This is a genomic window from Rhodoferax sp. LS1R11, from assembly GCF_056521395.1.
Window position 1 is genome coordinate 43,427 of sequence record NZ_JBWMAW010000008.1, and the last position, 21,391, is coordinate 64,817.

Genomic DNA, 21,391 nt, shown 5'->3' on the forward strand with positions numbered 1-21,391 from the left:
TCATGCTTCAGCCTTGTGACGCGCCAACCAATCGGTTGACAGTAATTTACGGTCAATCTTGCCATTCGGATTGCGCGGGAGCGGGCCTGAGACAACCTCGATACCCGCCGGAACCATGTAAGCCGGCATGCGAGCCCGACATTCAGCCATCAAGCGATTTAGGTCAATAGCGCCCGCTCCACCTACGGGAGTAGCTATTAAATGTATAGCATGACCCAGAGACGCGTGATCCACGCCAAAGGCAACACATTCACTGACCATCTGAGTGGCGTACAAAACTTCCTCGACCTCAGTGGGACTGACCCGGTAGCCCGATGTTTTCATCATCTCGTCGCGCCGCCCAATGAAATACAGAAACCCTTCGGCATCCATCCTGACCGTATCCCCGGAAAAAACTGCGTATTCAGGCAACTGCAGGCCACGCTGACGACCCGGCGCGTCTGAGGCCAAGAGCTTGTAGCGCTCCGCAGTTTTGTCAGCATCGTTCCAATACCCCATGCCCACCAAGGCACCGCGGTGCACTAATTCGCCGGGCTCTTCTGGCGAACAAGACGAACCGTCTTCGCGCAGGACCAGAATTTCTGCATTTGGAATGGCCTTGCCGATAGAGTCCGGGCGCCGGTCGACCTCTTCAGGCGGCAGGTAGGTGGAGCGAAAGGCTTCGGTCAGCCCGTACATCAGAAATGGTTTCGCATTGGGAACCTTCTGGCGCAAGGCATTGAGTGTTTCACGCGGCATTCGCCCGCCAGTGTTGGCAAAATAGCGCAACTTCTCTTTGATGGGGGCGGGCCACTCCAACTGCGCCAGTTGGATGTACAAGGGCGGCACGGCCGTAAGACCGGTCACGCCCTCCCGCTCCATCGCCTTGAGTACATCGCGTGGCATCAGGTAGTTCAGCAGCACCACCCGGGCGCCCGCGTGAAATCCAGTGGTGAGCTGGCTGAACCCGGCGTCAAAGGACAAGGGTAGCGCAGCCAGCAGCGTGTCTTGCACTGTATTCTCAAGGTAAGACGCCACGCTTTTGGCCCCTGCCACCATATTGCGATGCGACAACACCACACCTTTCGGCTTGCCGGTGCTGCCCGAGGTGTAAAGAATGGCGGCCATATCGGTGTCAATCACCCGATGGCCCCGCCGGAAAGGGCTACCAAGCAAGTCGCTCCAAGTGGTCGCCACCATTGCGCTAATGACGGTCCGCTCCTCCTGGGTTGTCTTGGCCACAGAATCGGTCACCACCACATGTCGCAAGTCTGGGCACCCGACCAAGACCTCTTTCAGCAAAGGCAGCCGCTCAGGCGAGGTCACCAGAACCCGCACATTGCAGTCTTGCAGAATAAATGCCACCTGCTCCGGCTTGAGCAACGGATTGATCGGCACAAAAACGACCCCAGCTGCCGGTGCGCCAAAGCTGGCAATCACGGTCTCAAAACGCTTTTCCAGATAAATCGCGACACGGTCACCGCGTGCCAGCCCCAATCCCACGATTCCAGAGGCAAACTGCCTGACACCGGCACTCAATTCGCTGTAAGTCATTGAAGACGCGCCACTGGTGAGAGCCGTCGCCTGGGGGGCGCGCGCGGCGGACAAGGCAATCAGCTCATGCAGGAGGGTGGATTCAATCATGGGCATGAAAGCGAGAGTCTCGATTAAATTTGGCAAGCATAAAAGTATCTTACAGCCCGCACTCACGGAGAGCCCTAAAATGCGTCGACTTGGGCCGATTGTTTATTTGGGAGTTTGAATTGGATGTTACGAAAGAAGTGCTTCGTGTCATTGACGAGGTATTGAGCTTGAACGGTCGGTCCGCCACCTTCACCCACGACACACCGCTACTCGGCGCTATTCCTGAGTTGGACTCAATGGCGGTGGTTTCACTTATTACAACCATTGAGGAACAGTTTGGCGTGGTGGTAGACGATGACGACATCGATGGAGCCACCTTTGCGACCGTGGGCTCTTTAACTGATTTTGTTAACGAAAAATTGGCCGGTTGACGACCGATGTCCGTGCAGCCCGAGGCTTTTTTTCTCCCCATTGAGAACGGGCAACGTTTTTGTCTGCTCCATCCATCGCAAGGTGTTCTAACCCGAGGCTTGGTTGTTTACATTCATCCTTTTGCCGAAGAGATGAACAAAGCCCGCCGGATGGCGGCGATGCAATCTCGAGCGTTGGCACAAGCCGGGTTCTCAGTACTGCAAATTGATTTGCTGGGCTGTGGAGATAGTTCCGGCGATTTTGGTGATGCCACCTGGAAAAGCTGGGTGAATGACGTCGTACAAGCCTGCCTATGGCTACGCGCTTACGATAGGGCCCATAACAACGATGTGAATCAGGTGCCGCTTTGGCTGTGGGGCCTGCGTGCTGGCTGCCTGCTGGCAGTTGAAGTGGCAGGCCAGCTAGACGCAACCTGCCACTTTCTATTCTGGCAGCCGCCGTCGACAGGCAAGCAATTGTTGCAGCAGTTCTTGCGTCTCAAAGTGGCAACTGACATGCTTGGAGGTCAGTCCAAAGGCGTCATGGAGGGCATGCGCCGGCAACTGGCCGATGGCTCGTCCGTTGAAATTGCGGGTTATTCCCTTTCGCCCGGGCTGGCTTCAGGTCTGGAGAACGCAACGCTTGCACCACCGACAAGTCCAAAGTCCGGCCAGGTGTCGCGAATTGAATGGCTGGAAATCTCCACCCGGGAAGACGCAACTTTGAGCCCCGTCTCAACCCAAACCGTTGCCCGCTGGCAACAAGCTGGCTTCAGAGTCAATAGTTACCCAACCAAGGGCCCCGCATTCTGGCAAACCACTGAAATAGAAGATGCCCCTGCACTGATTGCAGCCTCTACGGCAGCGCTGCTGAAGGCAGTTGCATGACTTACACCGAAGAAACCGCACTCTTTGGCTGCAAGGGCGACACGTTGGTCAGTATTCTGGCCAGACCAGAAACTCCCGCGAAAACGGGCATTGTGGTGATTGTGGGTGGCCCGCAATATCGAGCGGGGAGCCACCGGCAATTTGTACTGTTATCGCGCGCGCTGGCCGCCGCAGGGTATGCCGTACTCCGATTTGACTACCGAGGCATGGGCGACAGCGAAGGTCAGCAGCGAAATTTTGAAGCCGTGAACGCCGACATTTCCGCCGCCATTGGCACACTGCAACAGCGTCTGCCCAGCATCGAACATGTCGCGCTTTGGGGCCTGTGTGATGCCGCCGCCGCCGCCCTGCTCTATTGCCATGAAACTCGTGACACACGCGTGACAGGCCTGTGTCTGCTGAATCCATGGGTTCGATCTGAAGCCAGTCTGGCCCGTACCCAGGTCAAACACTATTACCTCCAACGGTTGAAGCAAAAAGAGTTCTGGCTGAAGCTACTGCGCGGCGGCGTAGCCACCCAAGCCCTGAGTGGCTTGCTGCAAAACATACTTGTAGCTTTTGGAGGATCGAGTAAATCAAACGCAGATAACACCCACGAGCGTGCCGTCACCAGCGCCCGTCAATCCAAAGCCCTCGAAAAACCTTTTCAGCAACGAATGGCTGTGGCATGGCATCAGTTCCCTGGAACGATACTATTGATCCTCAGCGGTGACGACTACACGGCCAAAGAGTTTCAAGAATTCGCAAGCTCTGACGCGATGTGGAAGAATTACCTGGGCCATGCGCACCTGCAGCGTCATGAAGTGCCCGGCGTTGATCACACTTTTTCTGGTGCTGCGTCCCGCCGAAGAGCCGAACAAATCACACTGGATTGGTTGGCTGCATTCAGTAATATTTGAATCGCCGCGGGTTGCCTGTAGGCAGATTGGTTCCAGTTAAGACCTCAGAATTGACTGTCTCGGCGAGTTACCGATAATAATTTGCCTCCGTTTCGGCCGGTGAAATGTGTCCAACGGGCTCCCGCAGTCAGTAGTGTTGAACCAAGACCCCCACTCAAGGGTATTCGTCAAGGTGCTCTCGCACCATGCGCACAGCACGTTCTCGCATTTCGGAAAAAACCGATTTTATTTGCTCATGACTCCATCTGCTCAAAGGTTTCATCATCCACAAATCCCGAGGCGATTCACAAAGAAATGCACCAGCAAGAGAACGCTTTACATGCGACCTGCCATATTGCCGAAAAAGGAGTCAACATGACGTCGCCTCCAAGTGCGTAGAAAACTAGTAACAGGGGTGACCTTAAGCATGGCAGGACGCTCAATAAATCTACACGCAAGGAAACAGATAAATATCAACACAGGAGTTATACAAAAAATGACAAACCAAAACTGAAGAGGCGATAGCACCTTCGATTCAGGCACTCCAACTAAAAAATTGAACACACAAAAAAGGGTGATGCCGTGAAGCAGGTAAATTCCGTATGCAAATTCACCAAGTGTGCGCGAGGATTCACTTATTAATACGCCAAACAAACTATTTCCAGAAGCGATTAATGAAAAGGAAATTGCCAGTAAGAAAAGGGGTCCGATTCCATACGCGGAAGGGAAGACAGCTACCGCCAAGACTATACAGCCAATGGCAATAAAGGATGCCATCTTACCGATTGCAAAACGACGCAACCAGTCCAACCGAACAAGGAATGCGGCGATGATTCCGCCGGCAAATGACAAGTAATGAATGCTGGTATGCCATGCTTCTAAATATACGAGACTGGCAACACCGATACCGACGAAAAGGAGTGGGGGTACCACACCAATCATCATAGCCAGGAGAGGAAGTGAAAGATAGAAAATCCACTCATAAGATAACGACCATGTAACTCCCGCAACAATGATCCAAGTACGATCAATAGCATTCAGATCTGGCCCGCCGGTTATCGTAAAGCCCAACCACCGTATTACTCCATCAACCAATTTTAAAACTGAAACATTAAAAACGCCTTTTGAATAAACAACAACTACGAGAAAAAATAATAACATCGCAAAAAAATACAAAGGTACAAGTCGAAAAATTCTTGCCAAGAATAATCTACCCCAATCTATTTCCCCCCCTCTCTCATCGATGAGTTTGGAAAAAAAAAGAAATCCGGTAATCATGAAAAATAAAGCGACTGAACTCTGTCCAAAATGGGTATAGAGATTAGAAGGCGGTATCTTCCACTCACTCGTTCTCAAATAAAAATACCAGACACACGAATGATGAAGAAAAACAAAAAATGCCAGATAGCCACGCAACCCATCTATTGATGAAAATCGTCCTTCTTCCGGTGGTGAACCGAACTTTTTGGATATCAGGAAAGATGTGGAAAATGCCAACAGCAATGCAAAAACTGCGGCCCAAGGACTAACCGGATCCCAAAACGTTCCACTTGACCTTACAAAGCAGCAATCAAATATCGTCATGGTCGATCACTTAGAACTGACTTGACACAGGATGCAGCCAAATATCTCCATGCTTTTCCAGAGATTGCACGAAATTGCAAGGAAGAAAAAAAGGTCGAACGCGCCTTCCTGTAAAAACCCGCACCATATTGAAGATATCCGTAGTTAAACAACGCACGAAACTGTCTTTGGTTTATGTCATTCATATCCAAAACAGTCCCGCCTAAGGCGTTTAATCGATCCAGCGCCCTCGCCCTTAGCTCAAACTCGACATTCCTGGGGGTCAGCTTCAACGACGTCTGCCCGTCATGCACTCGGTAAAGTGTCACCGGCTGGGCAAGCTTGATGAATCGGTGATGCTCTGCAGCCCTGAGCATAAAGTCCCAATCGTCTGCCGGCGGCATGGCAGGATCAAACTCCCCGACAGTTTCAAATACGCTGCGCCTGATCACCGCAGTGCTCAGCAAAACCCAATTGGTCCGAACGAGCTGTGGGAGTATGGAGCCAGACAAGTCAGCAACCACACGCGTGCTATCGATCATCTGATCTGGAAAAACAGGTGGCGTTAGCGGATCCCACCGTAAAAACTCACCGTAGACAATCCCACAATCCAGATCGCGTCCAAGCACCTCGCACTGAGCTTTCAGCTTATGCGGGTGCCACAAGTCATCATGATCCATGAAAGCTATCCATTCGCCGCGAGCATGTGAGATGCCGACATTTCTGGCAGCCGCAATTCCCTGATTAGGCTGCTGCACGACGCGGACCCGCGGATCCTGTGCCGCTGCGACCTTTGCTGTAGCATCAGTTGAGCCATCATCGACAACAACGATCTCAAAGTCATCAAAACTCTGTGCGGCGATACTGGCAATCGTCTGCCGAATGAATGGCACTGCGTTGTAAGCGGGTAAAACGACAGAGACTTTCGGCATGGCTAAATTCATTTTCGCAATCAGTTTGAAAATTGGCAATAAAAATCATGTTACAACCAGCAAAATTTCTCAAATAGTCCCAAGCCTAAAATTGAGACAGTCCAAGAAAAATGCGTCAGCTTTCCCGGTCAATATTAAACAGGAATGGAGGGTGTAACCAATGATTCCTTTAAGAACGCTTCTCATTTTCGGTATATTTTTTGGTTACCTGCCCGTCTTTGCGCAAGTCGATATGAACTATTGTGGTCCCCTGAACAACGGTTTCGGCCCCTACGACTACCGACCAGATAGGGACCCTCCAACGCTGGGCACCGGCGATCACACTTACAAACTTGCACTTGTTGAGGGAGCACACTTCACCAAAGAAGTTGAACTTTTGATAAGAGGCCATCGCAGCGGAGATGATCCTGGCGGTGATATTGACTACACGCTCAGAGCTTTCCCGAACCATCACCGTGCGCTGATGGCCGTTATGCGATATGGTGAAAAAAAAACCAGCAAAAAACCGGCCGGATTGAAATTCGATGTTGAATGTTATTTCGAGCGCGCCATTCGATTCAGCTCAGACGATGCGATCGCACGTATCATTTATGCCACTTTTCTAACGAAAAATAAGCGCACACCCGAAGCAATCACTCAATTGGAACAGGCAACCAAAATTGCAGGCGACAACGCCTTTACGCACTACAACATTGGTTTAGCTTACTTTGACATAAAACTCTACAACAAGGCACTGATCCAGGCCCATCACGCTTTGGCGCTTGGTTTTGAGAGAACTGAACTGCGCAACCTGCTCGAAAAGGCCAGCCAATGGAAACCCCCATTAATAGAGCACACCGAGACAACAGTCGATGGACCAACTGCACCCGCTGCATCCGTCCCCGAAGCAGCTCAATGAAGCGCGCAATTTGAAAATGGCGTATCTAACCCCACGCCTTCCCGTATTTGACTGGGCCACATTTTCAGGGGCCAAACTACCGGCCACACCCTGCCTACTCACGCACTCTACAGCCCAATTTACGGTAAGTGGCCGTGCCTCTATCTTGTTGGCGCTTGAAATGCTTAAAGTTAGTCCAGGTGACAAAGTACTGGTACCCACCTACCACTGCCCCACCATGATCGCGCCTATTGAGGCGCTGGGCGCGCAGGCAGTTTTTTACCCAATCAGCGACCGCGGTGGACCTGATCTACAGTGGCTCAGGCAACAACACGGCACAGACATCCGTGCCATTTTGGTCGCCCATTTTTTCGGTCTACCGCAGCCATTGGCTGACATTCGCCAATGGTGTGACACAAACAGCGTGCACTTGATTGAAGACTGCGCCCACTCACTCTTTGGCATGAGTGGGGGCCGCGCCGTGGGCCGCTGGGGCGACCTGGCCATTGCCAGCCTCACCAAGTTTTTTCCTGTGCCCGAGGGCGGCTGCCTAATAGACAACCGGGTTCCCACACCGCCCTCCCCGCGACATCAACGCAGCTTTAAAAGCCAACTCAAAGCAGGTTTTGACATTATCCATTCGGGCGTTATCCACGGCCGGCTCGTCGGGGTAGCCCCGTTGATCAATGGTGTAAACCGCCTACGCAGCATATTCAAGCCTGCACCGGTTGAGCAACCGGCCAGGCAGGCGCAGCCAGTTGACTCACCAAGTGATGGATTCACCATTGACATGGCTCAAGCCCATATGGCGCTCACAGCAGCCAGTCGCTGGATCGCCCAACACGCCCCCCAGGGTCGCATCGTAGACAGACGGCGTGCAAACTACCTGTTCTTTGCCAAGGCGTTGTCTGGTGTCTCAGGCATGCACCCACTGTTGCCACATTTGCCAGATCATTGCGTACCCTATGTATTTCCACTGTGGGTTGAGCAGCCTGACCCGGGCTATGCAGAACTGCGTCGGATCGAATTCCCCGTGTCTCGATGGGACCGCCTCTGGCCAACCGTGACACCCATTGATGGCGACCTTGGCGTCACTTGGTCGCACCATGTGCTCCAGTTGGCCTGCCATCAAGACCTCACGGCCCGCGAGCTGCAACGCATGGTAGCCAACCTCAAGCAGGTTTATGCACCCAGCATTCCCAATCACAAGCTACATAAGGCGTTGCCATGCAACGGGTGCTGATGATCGCTTACCACTACCCGCCCTTGGCAGGTAGCAGTGGCATTCAACGCACCTTGCGTTTTAGTCAGGATTTACCTTCGTTTGGCTGGCAACCGGCAGTGCTCAGCGCACACCCCAGGGCTTACGAGAACACCAGCCGGGACCTGCTGCAAGACATTCCGGCCAACGTTCACGTTGCCCGCGCCTTTGCACTGGATGCCCGTCGGCACTTGTCGCTATTTAACCGCTACCCAGGCTGGATCGCCCGACCCGATCGCTGGCTTAGCTGGCTGCTGGGGGCCATACCCACAGGCATGCGAATAATCCGGCAGCACAACCCCGATGTGATCTGGAGTACCTACCCCATCCCCACCGCCCACTTGATTGGTTATTGGCTCTCAAGGCTCAGTGGCCTGCCGTGGGTGGCAGATTTTCGTGACCCGATGGCGCATGAGGGCTACCCATCTGACCCAGCCACCTGGCAAAGCTACTTGAAAGTCGAGCAAAAAGTATTTACATGTGCCAGCCGAATGGTCTTCACCACGCCTGGTGCGGCCAGACTCTACCGCAGCCGCTACCCGGCGCAAGCCAGTCGCATACAAGTCATCGAAAACGGTTACGACGAGTCATCTTTCATACCGCTATCGCCTGGCCCTTTGCCCCAGTCACTAAATCCCGGCAAAGTTACCGTGCTGCACAGCGGCATTGTTTACCCCGAATGGCGCAACCCACGTGAATTGTTTGCAGCCGTTCGCCAGCTTATTGACAGCCGGAATTTAGTTGCTGAAAATTTCAGGCTGAGATTCAGGGCACCTGAGCACTCCGACTTTTTGGCATCCTTAAGCGCCATTTATGGACTCGATGACGTGGTGCAAATCATGCCACCCATTGGCTACCAAGCTGCGTTGGCTGAAATGTGTGCGGCAGATGGCCTGTTGGTGTTGCAGTCAGACGACTGCAACGATCAGATTCCCGCCAAGGTGTATGAATACATCCGGGCCAGTAAACCCGTCCTGGGTCTGTGTGGCGCAGACAGCGACACGGCAAACCTGTTGCAGCGCGCCGGTATGCACCACCTTGCCCCGCTGGAATCAAGCCAACTCATTGGCATTGCTCTTGGTCATTTTCTGGCTGCACTACACCACGGTGCGTCATCCAGCCGCAATACCAAGTTTGTAGGATCGTTCTCACGTTTTTCAAAAGCAAGTGAACTGGCCAAACTTCTGGATGAGGCGCACCTTGAACATATTGCGCAACCCTCGGCCACCCAATGAGACCCCTAAAGCAATGACTTGGACCCTACACCCTATCGCGAAATTCCCCACCTATGCCAGCCAATGGGATGCTTTGGCAAAGGTCAACCCAGGCACACCGTTTTTGGAAACCTTTTTTTTGCAACCCGCCCTTGGCACTTTTGGCAATGGCGAAGAGCTCCTGTGCCTGCGCCACACCAACGGCCAGCTTAGCGCTGCAGCCATCGTGCAGCGCGGCCCCAAGGGCATGTGGCAAACCTTTCAACCCTCTCAGCTACCGCTGGGCGCCTGGCTGTCCAATGACGGCGTTGACTTAGTCACTACGATTGATACGTTGGTGACCAAACTACCGGGCTTGACCCTGGGCCTGGGCGTAACGCAGCTTGACCCAAGCGTTCAACCCCGGCCAGAAGACAGTGCCAAAGTACGCACCCAAGACTACATAGAAACCGCCTGGGTAGACATCGACTGCACCTTTGATGCCTATTGGGAAGCCCGCGGTAAAAACTTGCGACAAAACACCCGCAAGCAGCGCAACAAATTGCAAACTGAAGGCACCACTATCCGGCTGGAATGCATCACCGCAGCTGCTGATGTGCCCAAAGCCATTGCCGATTACGGTGCACTGGAAAGCGCAGGCTGGAAGACTGCCGATGGCACAGCCATTCACCCCGATAACGCTCAAGGCAAGTTTTACCAAAAGATGCTGGAAAACTTCTGCAACGTAGGGCGCGGCCGTATTTACCGCTACTGGTTTGATGACAAGGTAGTAGCCATGGACTTGTGCATTTGCGACGACACGGCCATCGTCATACTGAAAACCACCTATGACGAATCGTACAAGCAGGTGTCGCCATCCACCCTGATGCGCCAGGACGAATTTCAGCAACTGTTTGACGAGGCCAAGTTTCAGCGTATTGAATTTTACGGCAAGGTCATGGAATGGCACACCCGCTGGACCCTGAACGCCCGAGGCATTTACCACGCCAATGTCTACCGCCATGCGCTTGTGTTGGGCTTGCTGAACCTGCGTGCTGCCCTGCGCCCAAGCGCCCCGAACCCCGTCAGCACCACCGAAACCAGCCATGACTAACGCCCCCTTTGCCGACGACGAATTGCTCGAGCTGGGCCGCGAGGTCTTGCGGGTTGAAGCCGATGCGGTGCGTAGCCTGGTAGACCGTCTTGGCCCTAGTTTTGTTGAAGCGCTGCGGCTGATATTGGCCTGCCGTGGGCGGGTTGTAGTCAGTGGCATGGGTAAATCGGGCCACATCGGCTGCAAAATTGCCGCGACGCTGGCAAGCACCGGCACGCCGGCATTTTTTGTGCACCCGGGAGAAGCCAGCCACGGCGACCTTGGCATGATCACCCCCGAGGACGTTGTGATTGCACTGTCTAACTCCGGTGAAAGCACCGAGCTGGTAGCCATCATGCCTCTGCTCAAGCGCCACGGCACGAGCCTGATTGCCATCACGGGTGTCTGCACCTCCACGCTTGCCACGCTGGCCGACGTGCACCTTGACGCTGCAGTTGAAAAAGAAGCCTGCCCACTTGGTCTGGCGCCAACGTCAAGCACCACCGCTGCGCTGGCACTGGGCGATGCACTGGCCGTGGCCTTGCTCAAGGCACGCGGCTTCAGCGCCCAAGACTTTGCGCGATCGCACCCGGGTGGCAAGCTCGGACGCAAACTGCTGGTGCGCGTTAGTGACGTGATGCACTCAGGCACAGATCTGCCGCAGGTTGGCAGCGCCAGCAGCCTGGTAGAAGCCCTGCTCGAAATGAGCGCCAAGGGCCTTGGCATGACCGCCATCGTGGATAGCGAGCGCCACATTCTGGGCATCTTTACCGATGGCGACCTGCGCCGCATTCTTGCTGCCGACGTTGACCTGCGCAGCGCAAAAATCGCCGACCTGATGAAGCGCAACCCGCGCACCATTGACGCCGACCGCCTGGCTGCCGAGGCGGTCAAGCAAATGGAAACGCTGCGCATCAACGGCATGCTGGTGGTAGACCCTGACAACCGGCTGGTTGGCGCTTTTAACATGCATGATTTGTTCAGGGCAGGCGTGATTTAACCATGAAGAACATCGCCCTCGGCATCCACATCAAATGGGCCGCATTCCGGCTGCTTGAGCGTCTGAGCGACCTCAAGGGCAACAGCGCGGCTGGCCACCTGAAACTCGTCCTGCCCGCACAACCACTTGCATCGCTCTGGGTATTTGTGTCAACCATTGGCGAGCTCAACGCCATCGACCCCCTGTTACGCGAAATTGTTGGCCGTCTGCCCCAACTCAAACTGGTACTCATCACAGACCACCCGCACTACCGCGACAGCTACCTGGCGCGCTACCCTGCGGGTGAAGTCTGTGTCACCCGCGGCCATGCCACCGATGCTGCCACGTTGGCCCGGCACTACCCGCCGCAACTGCTGGTGGTGGCAGAAATACCCAGCTGGCCGTCTGACGCACCTTGCCGCTTCTCATTTGCCTTTTTGCTTGAGGCCAAACAAGCTGACGCCGCCACAGTTTTGGTTAACGCCTGGCTTTACCACTACACACCAGCCAGCCGCATGGATGCCATCGAGCGTAGCTTGTTCCAAGCCGACTACGTGCGCGCCTTTGACGCGATTGGCGCGCAAACTGCAGAAACTCGCCAACACCTGATTGCCGCAGGTGCTGACCCCGGCCGGGTTGAAGTGGTTGGCAATATCAAGTTTGACGCCATGCCCTCCAGCGACTGGTCACCAGCCCAAGCACGCAGCCCGGTCATGCTTGGCGCGCTCATTGAATCTGGACGGCCGGTAATTGTTGCTGGCTGCATCACCGACTATGCCGACCAAGAACTGGTGCTTGACGCTTTTGTGAGCGTGCGCAAACAACACTCAGACGCACTGCTGGTGCTGGCTCCTCGCCACCCAGAGGTTGGCGAGCACATGGACACCCTGCACAACTTCCTAATGCAGCGCAGCCTTCCAGGCGTCTTTAAATCCACCGTGCCAGACACGCCCATTGATAATCACACCGCGTGCCTGGTGCTAGACACCATGGGTGAGCTGCGCGACTTTTATGCCGCAGCCACCGTGGCCCATGTGGGCGTAGACCACAACGTGCTGGAACCCCTTGGCTTTTGCAGGCCCGTGACGGTGGGGGCAGGATGGAACACCACTTACCCGTCTTACCCGGTCTACCGGCTGCTGATGGACGCGCACTCCCTGCTTGAGGCCACTACCGCGCCCCAGTTGACCAACACGTGGCTTGCCCTGATCGACAACCCAGACCATTACCGCAGCAGTGTTCATGCCATCAACCAAACCTTAGCTAAGGCCCGCGGTGCCGTGGCCCGGCACTTGGATCTGCTGCTACCCTTGATGCCGCAGCACAACTGATAAGCAGGGAGAAATAAATTGATTTGCATAAACGACAAAATCCAGGTCTCAAATACCGGCCCCTTTGTGCTGTTTGGCGGCATTAATGTGCTTGAGTCGCGCGAGCTTGCCCTGCGCGCGTGCGCCGAATATGTGCGTGTAACCCAAAAGCTGGGCATACCCTATGTATTCAAAGCCAGCTTTGACAAAGCCAACCGCTCATCCATCCACAGCTACCGCGGCCCTGGGCTGGAAGAAGGCTTGAAGATATTTGAGGCAGTCAAGGCTGAATTTGGCGTGCCGGTGATCACGGATGTGCACGAACCCTGGCAGGCGCCTTTGGTAGCTGAAGTGGTAGACGTGCTGCAGTTGCCCGCTTTTTTGGCACGCCAGACGGACCTTGTGGTGGCGCTAGCCAAAACCGGGTGCGTCATCAACATCAAAAAACCTCAGTTTCTAAGCCCGTCACAAGTATTGAACATCGTTGAAAAGTTCAAAGAAGCGGGTAACGATCAACTGATCTTGTGCGACCGCGGCACCTGCTTTGGCTATGACAACCTGGTGGTTGACATGCTGGGATTTGGCGTGATGAAGAAGGTATGCGACGACCTGCCCATCATCTTTGACGTAACACATGCCCTGCAACAGCGCGACCCAGGTGGTACTGCTTCTGGCGGCCGCCGTCAGCAAGTGGCTGAATTGGCCCGAGCCGGTATGGCTGTCGGGCTGGCTGGTATCTTTTTGGAAGCACACCCAGCCCCTGACTCAACCAGGTGCGATGGTCCAAGTGCGTTGCCACTTGACCAGTTGGAACCCTTCCTGGCTCAACTCAAGGCATTAGATGATTTAGTGAAATCCTTTTCACCGCTGCGCATTACCTAACCGCACGCAAACGCAACTTGATTTGCGCACCAGTGCCGAGAGACTTTGAACCGTCGTTGAATATCCTCAACATCTCTTGGGAAGCAATATGACCCCCCAGAAAAATCCACTCAGCATTTTGTCCAGAGCCGCCAAAGCCGACTTGGTGACAGACCCCTATCCACATCTGGTAATTACCGAGGCTCTTGACCCGACAATCTTCGAACAACTCTCAAACCAGTTTCCCGCTGATGCCATCATTCTGAACGGCCGTCCACTCAAAGACACCTGGTTTGACTATCCAGCCTGCAAAGTGGTGGCTGATGAGCGTGTATCACCGTTGTGGCGCGAGTTCTTCACACACCACACCTCCAAAGCCTTCTTTGAAGAACTGGTGGCCTTGGCCGGACCACAACTGCGCGCGCTGAAACCAGACCTGGAGCAACAAGCCGGGCATCGCCTTGAGGACTTCACCGTTGGCATGCGTCCAGGCGGGCGCGGTGACCCGTTGGCCGACGGTGCTGATGCCTCCATGGAGTGCCAGTTTTATCTGAACTACACCCGCCAGCCACGCATCGTGCGTGGGCCACATGTGGACCGACCTTCAGAACTGTTTGCTGCGCTGCTGTATTTCCGCAGTGAAGATGACGACTCTTTTGGCTCCAACCTAGAAATCTGCGAGGCCACCACAAACCTGTATCCCAACCCACATGCAGTGAAAATCTCGACACTGCCAGCGGAGATCGACATTGCCAACGTACAAACGGTAAAGTCAGCCAACTACGCAGCCAATACACTGGTCTTGTTCCTAAACTCAGCACGCTCCATACATGCGGTGAGTCCGCGCACACCAACCACAGTGCCGCGCCGCCACATCAACTTCTGCTGCGACGTACGCTTTGACCTATTCGAGATGAGATTACCATTGCGTCTTGCGACAAAAAAGACCTTGGAGTCTATGCCAATTGGCTGGCGCTTAGCCAAATATATTTGATGATGAATCAAGGCGAACTCCAGGTGGATAAGTTTTAGATATGCATCCAAAATATCGCATGTCAACGCTCTGGCTATTCACTGAACACCGCAACGCCACTTTCATCATCAACTTTGAGTTGCCGAATCAAACAGCTTCTAAGCACTTGAACGTTCACTTTGAAAGTTGGTCAAGCGAAGAAATCACCGATATCGGATTCGACGCGATGGTGGCCATGCTTCAGGCCAAATCAAGTGAAAACCTGCCAAAGGCTGCCATCTTCAGCCGGTACGTCTTACCGCACGGTCAAGCCATGATGTCACTTTGTAAGTCTTTGGGGATCTTGACTCTTTTTCATCTGGACGACCTGTTGCAAAAACTGCCGTCAGATATCGGACAGAAATATGCTGCGACTTACTCTGACGCATACAAGTCAGAGTTGGATGCCTGCATTCTTGCATCTGACGGCATTCTCGCTTCAACACCCATCCTTGCTGCACAAATCGCAAAACGATATCCACTGCACGACATCCAAACTGTTCTTGGTGTTTGCTACGCGCCTGTACCCGGCTGGACAGCACGGGGAGTGCGCTCACGTATTGCCCGGTTCAAACGCAGGCTGACGAGCATCGGGGTTCAAACCATCGGATACATGGGGTCATCGTCCCATTTACGAGACCTGGCGACAATCACACCGCAAATCGCCGAGCTTTTGCGCGCACGTCCCAACCTGCGTTTTGAAACTTTAGGGCTGCCTGCACCGGATGTTCTTAAAGATGAGTTTGGCGACCGGATTAGGCAGTACGGATTTACATCTACTTATAGCGACTTCCTTACAACACTCTACGAAGTGCGCTGGGATTTAGGATTGGCACCCTTGGTTCGGGATGTCTTCAATCAGTCCAAGACCGTCACAAAATTTATTGAATACACAGCCAGTGGCACTCCTGCGCTCGCTGAGGATATAGCGCCCTATTCACATCTTGGCCATGACCACAGGGCAATCACGCTCACCACGGGTAAGACTTGGGTTCAAGTAGCTGATGATTTGCTATCAAACGCTTCAACTCGACGTAACCAATTGCAACGCGCACAAACCCTCTGCAAAACCGTGTTCACTGGATCGTTAGCACTTGAGCAGTTGCTTAAAGCCATTGAACAGTTCACCACAATTCAAAATCGCGAGCGAGAACGAAATGACATCATTTGATGGACATCAACATGCTGAACCAGCAGACATGATGACTCACGCCCGCCAGGCAGTACACATTCCTTGTCGAATTTGCAATAGCGTCGGCAAGCGACGTTTTTTCAAAGCAAAAGAACGTCAGTTCGGCATGGGCGACGAGTTCACTTATTTCGAATGCGGCGACTGCGGAAGCCTTTGCATCAACAGCGTGCCTTCGGATCTGTCGAGGTTCTATCCACCACACTACTACTCATTTGGAAGCAACGTTGGTCAAACGTCAGGCAATATCGGCTGGCTTCGTCGCACGCTGCGAGCACGTCGGTCCATGTTCAAAATCAATGGATCCGACCTGCTTGGCGCATTAATACAGCGTCTGGGTACTGACTACTTCACCTTCCCATGGAGCTGGTTTCGCGCGGCCGGTGTCACGCCTTCTTCAGCGATTTTGGACAATGGTTGCGGAGGCGGTGCGCTTTTGCGGGCCTTGCGCGATCAAGGCTTTACGAATCTTTATGGAGTTGATCCGTTCATTTCAGAGTCGATCAAAGAGCCTTATCTCCAGATCACGAAAGGCGAGATCTTTGACCTGAAAGGGCAATTTGACTTGGTGATGTTCCATCACTCACTGGAGCATGTGGCTGATCCGGCACGTTATCTGACTGCTGCAGCCGATATCTGCGCACCGGGGGGTGCAGTTATTGTGCGCATCCCTATTGCTGACGGCTACGGTTGGCGCGAGTTCGGTGAATGTTGGTTTCACCTAGATGCACCGAGGCATCTCGCAATACCCTCGAAGGCAAGCATGAAGGCCCTTGGCGTCCGTTGCGGGCTTGTTCACGAAAACATAATTTGCGATTCTGAAGCAGTCTGCTTTTGGGGCAGTGAACTGTACAAACGAGACATTTCTGCAGTGCGACCTGACGGAAGAAATACGATCACTGTTGATAGTCCATTTACAGAAAAAGAATTGGAGGAATTTCGTCATAAGACACGAAATATCAACGATGCGAATGATGGCGATCTAGCTTTCTTTATATTTCGCAAACCAAAGGCCGGTGCGTGAGTCGTTGTGAGCTGAAAAGTCGAATTCCACTATTTGGATGCAACATGCGCTACTGATGGGTCATGCTGAAAGAGTTTTTCGAACCAGGACCGCCACCATGCTTTCTTGTGTTCACTGACGGTGCCCACCGCGACCACCGCGATGATGGTGAGCAACAACAAGAAAGTCTGATCAAGTGGGCCCCGCGGGTCGTTGTGCAAAATTGCTGCAAAAAAATTAAGCAAGGGCTGATGCAGAAGGTAAAGCGTAAATGTATAGCTGGCGAGAAAACGAATAGCACTCTCAAAGGGAATTTTCTTCAATACAATATGCTTGCTCATGGAACTGAATCCAATGAAGTTAGCAGTCACCAGAACCCCTGCAATGTAGCTGAACAGAAAATTCCTGGACTCAGCGAGTGAGTGTTCGTAAACATCTGCGCCAAGGAGCTCAGCGGTGTGCCAACTCAAGCGCAACGGCAAATCAAATGCTCTCAGGGCCACATAAACCAAAATGCTGCCAATGAAAAAAATCAGGCTTGTTGCCATTTTCAATGCACAACGCCTTGTCACCGAGTAAGCCCATGCGCCCATCAACCAAACAGGCAGCAGCAACAATATTTTTGGACCGACAAATATGACGGACACAAGCACGAACAGAATTCGCTTAAGGCCAGTCGTGAAGGCCAAAGCACCGAAAATGACGTAATACCAGAATTCATAGCCCAATGACCAAAATGGCGCGTTTGAAAACGCACCAATATCCGCGAACCAAAGCTGGTTGAGAAAGAAGAGATTGGTCATAAACCGGAGTGCCGGGCGATCAAACCAGGATGCCATATAGATCAAGGGATCGACCGAAGAACCCCACACATCAAGTACAACCGTCAACAGCAACGCCGGTATCACCACTGAATACAACCGCGATAGCCGACTGATAGCGTAGTCAGCAAAAGTCTTCTCTTTTTGGTCGACGCAGTAGGCAATCACAAAGCCAGAAAGTACGAAGAAGACCATCACTGCGTCATTCCCATAATTCTTAAATGGCAACAACCAACCACTGGTAAAACGCTCGTGGCGCGCGTGCACAAGTAGCACAACTACAGCAGCAAGAAAGCGCACCAGATCCAGATAAACAGACGTAATTTTATTCATCTCGTGTCACCACCACCCGGCGCTGGCAATACCGAAAAAAGAAGGTCATCCCATTTAGCGGAGACTGCGGCAATGCTGTTCCTCGCGCGAACAGTTTTCTGACAACTGGTAAGGTCCGATTTACGACACCTTTCATCAGCCAGTAGTTCACAAAGATTACGCTCCCAGTTGCCAATTCGAGCGACATCGCCGTAAGACATGTAGCTGGGAATCGGGTCTGCCACCACGGACAAACCGTGGTGAATAGACAGAGTCAAACGGTTGCTGCTTTTGCAGCGCGTAAAGGCGTTGTCTACCGAGGGGATGACGGATATTTGATGCATCCGCAACGCACTCAAAAATGTGATGCGATCCCATTCCAGGTAATGCGTTGGAATGCTCCAGTCCTTAAAATTGACCTCAAACTTCTGACGCTGGTTGCTGATGATAGTGAGTGAAATTGGATGCGACTCGGATACCCTCTCTAGTAACGAACGTAGCGGCAGAAGGTCACTCATACCACCCGGTGCAAACTGGTTGCCGTGGCTGCCAAACCAAACCAACTGTGTGCGTCCGGCTAATTGATCACGCGCCAAGGTAAGGCGAAGCCTCAGCGCACGAAGCCACGCCAGCTTTTGTTTGGGACTAAGCAGCGTCCTGAGAAGCGTATCGTCCGGATACACAATCTGCTCCTCAATTGGGTCATCTATGACGACATATCGAGCCCGGCTATCCAGATGCCGCTGCATCTCCATGGTCAAAGCCAAGGAGCAGGTGACGATGACATCAGCCATGTGGCCTAGCCGGCATAAGCGCTCTAAACCCTCGCCCCATTCAGGGGATGCCGTTGAGTTAGCAAATTGGTTGTCGCAGTTGTCAAGGATGATGCGCACACCTTTCGCTTTAGCTACTGCTGCCAGTTCAACGATGGCGTTGGTCGTGGCTAATGAATTCGTTGTTGTGAACAGTGTCCATGCGTCAAACACAAGAGTCAGTGATCCGTTTAAATCCTCATCCTCGCGCCAGATACCCACATCACAACCACGACGGGCCAGTTCACTCAACGGATACAAACAGCGATATCGCAGACTGGCGCGCCGAGGGTTGATCACGGGCACCACCCAGCGGACAGTTTGTGAGCGTGCGCTACCTGAGATCATTATTTGCAAATCAAGCAACTGGCATGGCACGGGCATCCAAAAATTATCTGCGACTTAATCACATTAAGTTTAGTTTTATAGTTTTCCAAATTTTCATAATCTCGACTTGCAATGGGTGCCCGGAAACCATGATTCCCATGAAAAAACCTGCAAAACCACCAATACCACCTACAAGCAAAGGCATCAAAAGTACCTCAGGATAAGGGCCGTATACCCAAAACGCAATGGCAGGCCCAATAGCTGCAAACAAAGCAGCGGTTGCGCTTTGACGCAAGACTTGCCCAGTGTCGCGCAGCCTGAATCCAATATGTTTGGAGGTGGCACACAGCCAAATAACAGATGTCACGCCTGCAGACACGACCATGGCAACACCTAAACCCATCAACCCCAGTGAAGCACCCAAGGCGACAAACATAATGCTCAGCAAGGAACAAATGACTGTCAACTTGGCAATGCGATTTACGGCGCCAGTTGATAACAAAGCAGTGCCGCAAAGTGAAGCCGGCACATTCAAAGCAATTGCAAATGCAAGCAACCGTGCCAGATCAACCGACTGATCCCACTGATCTCCATAAAGCACGCGAATAATGGGTTGAGCCAAGAAGATAATTGCAAGGCAAAATGACCAACCCAAGGCAGTGATGTATGAAGTGGCTTTGATAAAGGGCTCAACAAAACTACCTTGTTCCCGGGATTGCTTGGCAAACCACGGGAGGCAGACTGCAACGACTGCATCTACAAAAAGTCGATAGAACATCAGCACCAAACCGGCCGCACGGGAGTAAAGTCCCGCCGCGGTCAGACTGTCTAATTTACCAAGGAAGAGTTCGGGGGCGCTGGTCGACAGATCAGATACGAGTGTGCTGGCCGTAAGTTTTGAGCCAAAAGACAAAATACGTTTGATTTCACGTATGCCAGGTAGCCAGGGAAAATGTCTGGGCCGAAAATAAATCGCAACCAACGCGTTCACAACGGTAGAAGTGAGCGACCCAAGGGCGAGGCTGATGGGGCCGAATTGCTGCCAGGCCAACCAAGTTGTAACTAGTGCCCCAGACAAGACTGATGAAAACCGCATGATCGCGATGCTGTCGAAACGCATTTCACGTACTAGCCACGCATAAGTAAGAGAACCAAACGGATTGATGGCGTAGTTCAAAGCCACAACGAGCATCACGTTGCGCATGCGCGGTTCGTTATAAAACAGTGCTACCGGGTAGCTTGCCAGAATCACCACACACGCCAGCCCGAGGCCCAGGCCCAACTGCACAGCCCATACGGCGCGAATGCGTTCAGTGGTCAGCTCTTTTTCTTGCACAAGGTATTGACCCGCACCCATATCCCGAACAGTGGTGACAAAAGACAAGAGCACTACCGTGACTGAAAACACCCCAATCTCTGCGGGCGTGAGCAGGCGCGCAATCACCATGGAAGAAACTATGGTGATCGCCAGACTCGCATAACGGTCCAGAAATGAAAAGAACAACGAATTGCGAGTGGACATCAGGTTAAGTTCAAGATTTGTTTGCCGATAAAGATCGCCCAAACCTCAGCCTGAAGATCATTGCCGTGAAATTTGAACAAGCTCGTGGCGTGACCAAACGGCTTGTACTGGTGTAGCGCGCGGCGCTATGTGGCTTCAGCAGCCCACTTGGCTGTTTCTTATGGTGGCTGCGGCTTTTTCGCTGGTACCCACGCAAAAGCTGTAGGCACCAGTTTTTTCGTACACGTCATAGGTGTAGTTGGCAGCAGGACCATAGTTGTGGTTGATCTGATTTCCTGCGATGGACCATGTGCCGACCTTGCCCGTGGGGTCAATGGGGTGACCCGGACCGCGCTTGTAATCTATGAGGTCACCACCGGTTGTACCAGAATGAAACTCTTGCGCATCCCAGGTGGGTGCACTGCCTACACACACTGTTTTTCCAGCCAATGTGCTCAAGGCCAGACTACCACCAGAGCCCGCAGCGTTCATCTGCTTCCAGCCTGCGCCTTCAGCGCAGGTCGCCGATGCCTGCCCAGAAACAAACGCAAGCACAACAGCGCTCATAGCCAAACAAATTTTCATGGTGACTCTCCAATAGTTAAA

At 53.1% G+C, this 21,391-nt stretch carries 20 protein-coding genes; 13 read left to right on the forward strand and 7 right to left on the reverse strand.

All coding sequences use genetic code 11. The features are described 5' to 3' along the window. Window positions 1-1,623 (reverse strand): acyl-CoA ligase (AMP-forming), exosortase A system-associated, encoded by a 1,623-nt coding sequence (locus tag AC097N_RS11250; RefSeq protein ID WP_479581228.1) that lies wholly within the window; start codon window positions 1,621-1,623, stop codon window positions 1-3. A gap of 119 nt (window positions 1,624-1,742) precedes the next feature. Here AC097N_RS11250 and AC097N_RS11255 point away from each other — a divergent pair, with 119 nt between their 5' ends. The 3 genes from AC097N_RS11255 to AC097N_RS11265 are packed head-to-tail and all read left to right on the forward strand — an operon-like array spanning window position 1,743 to window position 3,760. Next, a complete protein-coding gene (locus tag AC097N_RS11255; RefSeq protein WP_479581107.1) occupies window positions 1,743-1,994 on the forward strand; it encodes an acyl carrier protein in 252 nt (83 codons plus the stop codon). A 6-nt stretch (window positions 1,995-2,000) separates the two neighbouring features. Then, on the forward strand, window positions 2,001-2,861 hold the full coding sequence (locus AC097N_RS11260; protein ID WP_479581108.1) for a hydrolase 2, exosortase A system-associated: 861 nt from the start codon (window positions 2,001-2,003) through the stop codon (window positions 2,859-2,861). Continuing rightward, a complete protein-coding gene (locus AC097N_RS11265) occupies window positions 2,858-3,760 on the forward strand; it encodes a hydrolase 1, exosortase A system-associated (RefSeq protein WP_479581109.1) in 903 nt (300 codons plus the stop codon). Before AC097N_RS11260 ends, AC097N_RS11265 begins: the two co-directional genes overlap by 4 nt. A gap of 315 nt (window positions 3,761-4,075) precedes the next feature. On the opposite strand, the gene AC097N_RS11270 is transcribed toward AC097N_RS11265, so the two are convergent. Then, window positions 4,076-5,323, reverse strand: coding sequence for an acyltransferase family protein (locus AC097N_RS11270; protein WP_479581110.1), 1,248 nt, complete (start codon window positions 5,321-5,323; stop codon window positions 4,076-4,078). After that, complete coding sequence (locus tag AC097N_RS11275) at window positions 5,320-6,246, reverse strand: glycosyltransferase family 2 protein (RefSeq protein ID WP_479581111.1); 927 nt, start codon at window positions 6,244-6,246, stop codon at window positions 5,320-5,322. The genes AC097N_RS11270 and AC097N_RS11275 overlap by 4 nt, the downstream gene beginning before the upstream one ends. Before the next feature lie 148 nt (window positions 6,247-6,394). Between AC097N_RS11275 and AC097N_RS11280 the strand changes: the two genes are divergently transcribed. The 10 genes from AC097N_RS11280 (at window position 6,395) to AC097N_RS11325 (ending at window position 17,033) form a co-directional block, all read left to right on the forward strand. After that, complete coding sequence (locus AC097N_RS11280; RefSeq protein ID WP_479581112.1) at window positions 6,395-7,132, forward strand: tetratricopeptide repeat protein; 738 nt, start codon at window positions 6,395-6,397, stop codon at window positions 7,130-7,132. A 16-nt stretch (window positions 7,133-7,148) separates the two neighbouring features. Next, entirely contained in the window at window positions 7,149-8,354 is a 1,206-nt protein-coding gene (locus AC097N_RS11285) for a DegT/DnrJ/EryC1/StrS family aminotransferase (protein ID WP_479581229.1), read from the forward strand. Further along, window positions 8,339-9,607: a glycosyltransferase gene (locus AC097N_RS11290; protein ID WP_479581113.1), complete on the forward strand. Its 1,269-nt coding sequence runs from the start codon at window positions 8,339-8,341 to the stop codon at window positions 9,605-9,607. Before AC097N_RS11285 ends, AC097N_RS11290 begins: the two co-directional genes overlap by 16 nt. Before the next feature lie 118 nt (window positions 9,608-9,725). Continuing rightward, window positions 9,726-10,679: a GNAT family N-acetyltransferase gene (locus tag AC097N_RS11295; protein ID WP_479581114.1), complete on the forward strand. Its 954-nt coding sequence runs from the start codon at window positions 9,726-9,728 to the stop codon at window positions 10,677-10,679. Continuing rightward, the gene (locus AC097N_RS11300) at window positions 10,672-11,658 is read left to right on the forward strand and encodes a KpsF/GutQ family sugar-phosphate isomerase (protein ID WP_479581115.1); all 987 of its coding nucleotides are present in this window, start codon (window positions 10,672-10,674) and stop codon (window positions 11,656-11,658) included. The genes AC097N_RS11295 and AC097N_RS11300 overlap by 8 nt, the downstream gene beginning before the upstream one ends. 2 nt (window positions 11,659-11,660) lie before the next feature. Then, window positions 11,661-12,968, forward strand: coding sequence for a 3-deoxy-D-manno-octulosonic acid transferase (locus AC097N_RS11305; protein ID WP_479581116.1), 1,308 nt, complete (start codon window positions 11,661-11,663; stop codon window positions 12,966-12,968). Between the two features lie 18 nt (window positions 12,969-12,986). Next, a complete protein-coding gene (gene kdsA / locus AC097N_RS11310) occupies window positions 12,987-13,829 on the forward strand; it encodes a 3-deoxy-8-phosphooctulonate synthase (protein ID WP_479581117.1) in 843 nt (280 codons plus the stop codon). A gap of 88 nt (window positions 13,830-13,917) precedes the next feature. Continuing rightward, a complete protein-coding gene (locus AC097N_RS11315) occupies window positions 13,918-14,802 on the forward strand; it encodes a hypothetical protein (protein WP_479581118.1) in 885 nt (294 codons plus the stop codon). A 58-nt stretch (window positions 14,803-14,860) separates the two neighbouring features. Next, on the forward strand, window positions 14,861-15,991 hold the full coding sequence (locus AC097N_RS11320) for a glycosyltransferase family protein (RefSeq protein WP_479581119.1): 1,131 nt from the start codon (window positions 14,861-14,863) through the stop codon (window positions 15,989-15,991). Next, complete coding sequence (locus AC097N_RS11325) at window positions 15,978-17,033, forward strand: class I SAM-dependent methyltransferase (RefSeq protein ID WP_479581120.1); 1,056 nt, start codon at window positions 15,978-15,980, stop codon at window positions 17,031-17,033. Before AC097N_RS11320 ends, AC097N_RS11325 begins: the two co-directional genes overlap by 14 nt. 29 nt (window positions 17,034-17,062) lie before the next feature. Here AC097N_RS11325 and AC097N_RS11330 read toward each other — a convergent pair whose 3' ends face one another. The 4 genes from AC097N_RS11330 to AC097N_RS11345 form a co-directional block, all read right to left on the reverse strand. Continuing rightward, window positions 17,063-18,166 (reverse strand): acyltransferase family protein, encoded by a 1,104-nt coding sequence (locus AC097N_RS11330; RefSeq protein ID WP_479581121.1) that lies wholly within the window; start codon window positions 18,164-18,166, stop codon window positions 17,063-17,065. Next, window positions 18,163-19,209 (reverse strand): hypothetical protein, encoded by a 1,047-nt coding sequence (locus tag AC097N_RS11335; protein ID WP_479581122.1) that lies wholly within the window; start codon window positions 19,207-19,209, stop codon window positions 18,163-18,165. The genes AC097N_RS11330 and AC097N_RS11335 overlap by 4 nt, the downstream gene beginning before the upstream one ends. Before the next feature lie 154 nt (window positions 19,210-19,363). After that, entirely contained in the window at window positions 19,364-20,806 is a 1,443-nt protein-coding gene (locus tag AC097N_RS11340) for a lipopolysaccharide biosynthesis protein (protein ID WP_479581123.1), read from the reverse strand. Between the two features lie 135 nt (window positions 20,807-20,941). Then, window positions 20,942-21,370: a hypothetical protein gene (locus AC097N_RS11345; RefSeq protein WP_479581124.1), complete on the reverse strand. Its 429-nt coding sequence runs from the start codon at window positions 21,368-21,370 to the stop codon at window positions 20,942-20,944. Window positions 21,371-21,391: the final 21 nt, after the last annotated feature.

Excerpts from the sequence above, each read along its gene's own strand:
- AC097N_RS11275 (WP_479581111.1), bottom strand. The coding sequence starts at position 6,246 with ATGAATTTAGCCATGCCGAAAGTCTCTGTCGTTTTACCCGCTTACAAC.
- AC097N_RS11300 (WP_479581115.1), top strand. The coding sequence starts at position 10,672 with ATGACTAACGCCCCCTTTGCCGACGACGAATTGCTCGAGCTGGGCCGC.
- AC097N_RS11345 (WP_479581124.1), bottom strand. The coding sequence starts at position 21,370 with ATGAAAATTTGTTTGGCTATGAGCGCTGTTGTGCTTGCGTTTGTTTCT.
- AC097N_RS11305 (WP_479581116.1), top strand. The coding sequence starts at position 11,661 with ATGAAGAACATCGCCCTCGGCATCCACATCAAATGGGCCGCATTCCGG.
- AC097N_RS11265 (WP_479581109.1), top strand. The coding sequence starts at position 2,858 with ATGACTTACACCGAAGAAACCGCACTCTTTGGCTGCAAGGGCGACACG.
- AC097N_RS11315 (WP_479581118.1), top strand. The coding sequence starts at position 13,918 with ATGACCCCCCAGAAAAATCCACTCAGCATTTTGTCCAGAGCCGCCAAA.
- AC097N_RS11260 (WP_479581108.1), top strand. The coding sequence starts at position 2,001 with ATGTCCGTGCAGCCCGAGGCTTTTTTTCTCCCCATTGAGAACGGGCAA.
- AC097N_RS11280 (WP_479581112.1), top strand. The coding sequence starts at position 6,395 with ATGATTCCTTTAAGAACGCTTCTCATTTTCGGTATATTTTTTGGTTAC.
- AC097N_RS11325 (WP_479581120.1), top strand. The coding sequence starts at position 15,978 with ATGACATCATTTGATGGACATCAACATGCTGAACCAGCAGACATGATG.
- AC097N_RS11330 (WP_479581121.1), bottom strand. The coding sequence starts at position 18,166 with ATGAATAAAATTACGTCTGTTTATCTGGATCTGGTGCGCTTTCTTGCT.
- AC097N_RS11250 (WP_479581228.1), bottom strand. The coding sequence starts at position 1,623 with ATGATTGAATCCACCCTCCTGCATGAGCTGATTGCCTTGTCCGCCGCG.
- AC097N_RS11290 (WP_479581113.1), top strand. The coding sequence starts at position 8,339 with ATGCAACGGGTGCTGATGATCGCTTACCACTACCCGCCCTTGGCAGGT.
- AC097N_RS11320 (WP_479581119.1), top strand. The coding sequence starts at position 14,861 with ATGTCAACGCTCTGGCTATTCACTGAACACCGCAACGCCACTTTCATC.
- AC097N_RS11340 (WP_479581123.1), bottom strand. The coding sequence starts at position 20,806 with ATGTCCACTCGCAATTCGTTGTTCTTTTCATTTCTGGACCGTTATGCG.
- AC097N_RS11285 (WP_479581229.1), top strand. The coding sequence starts at position 7,149 with ATGGCGTATCTAACCCCACGCCTTCCCGTATTTGACTGGGCCACATTT.
- AC097N_RS11270 (WP_479581110.1), bottom strand. The coding sequence starts at position 5,323 with ATGACGATATTTGATTGCTGCTTTGTAAGGTCAAGTGGAACGTTTTGG.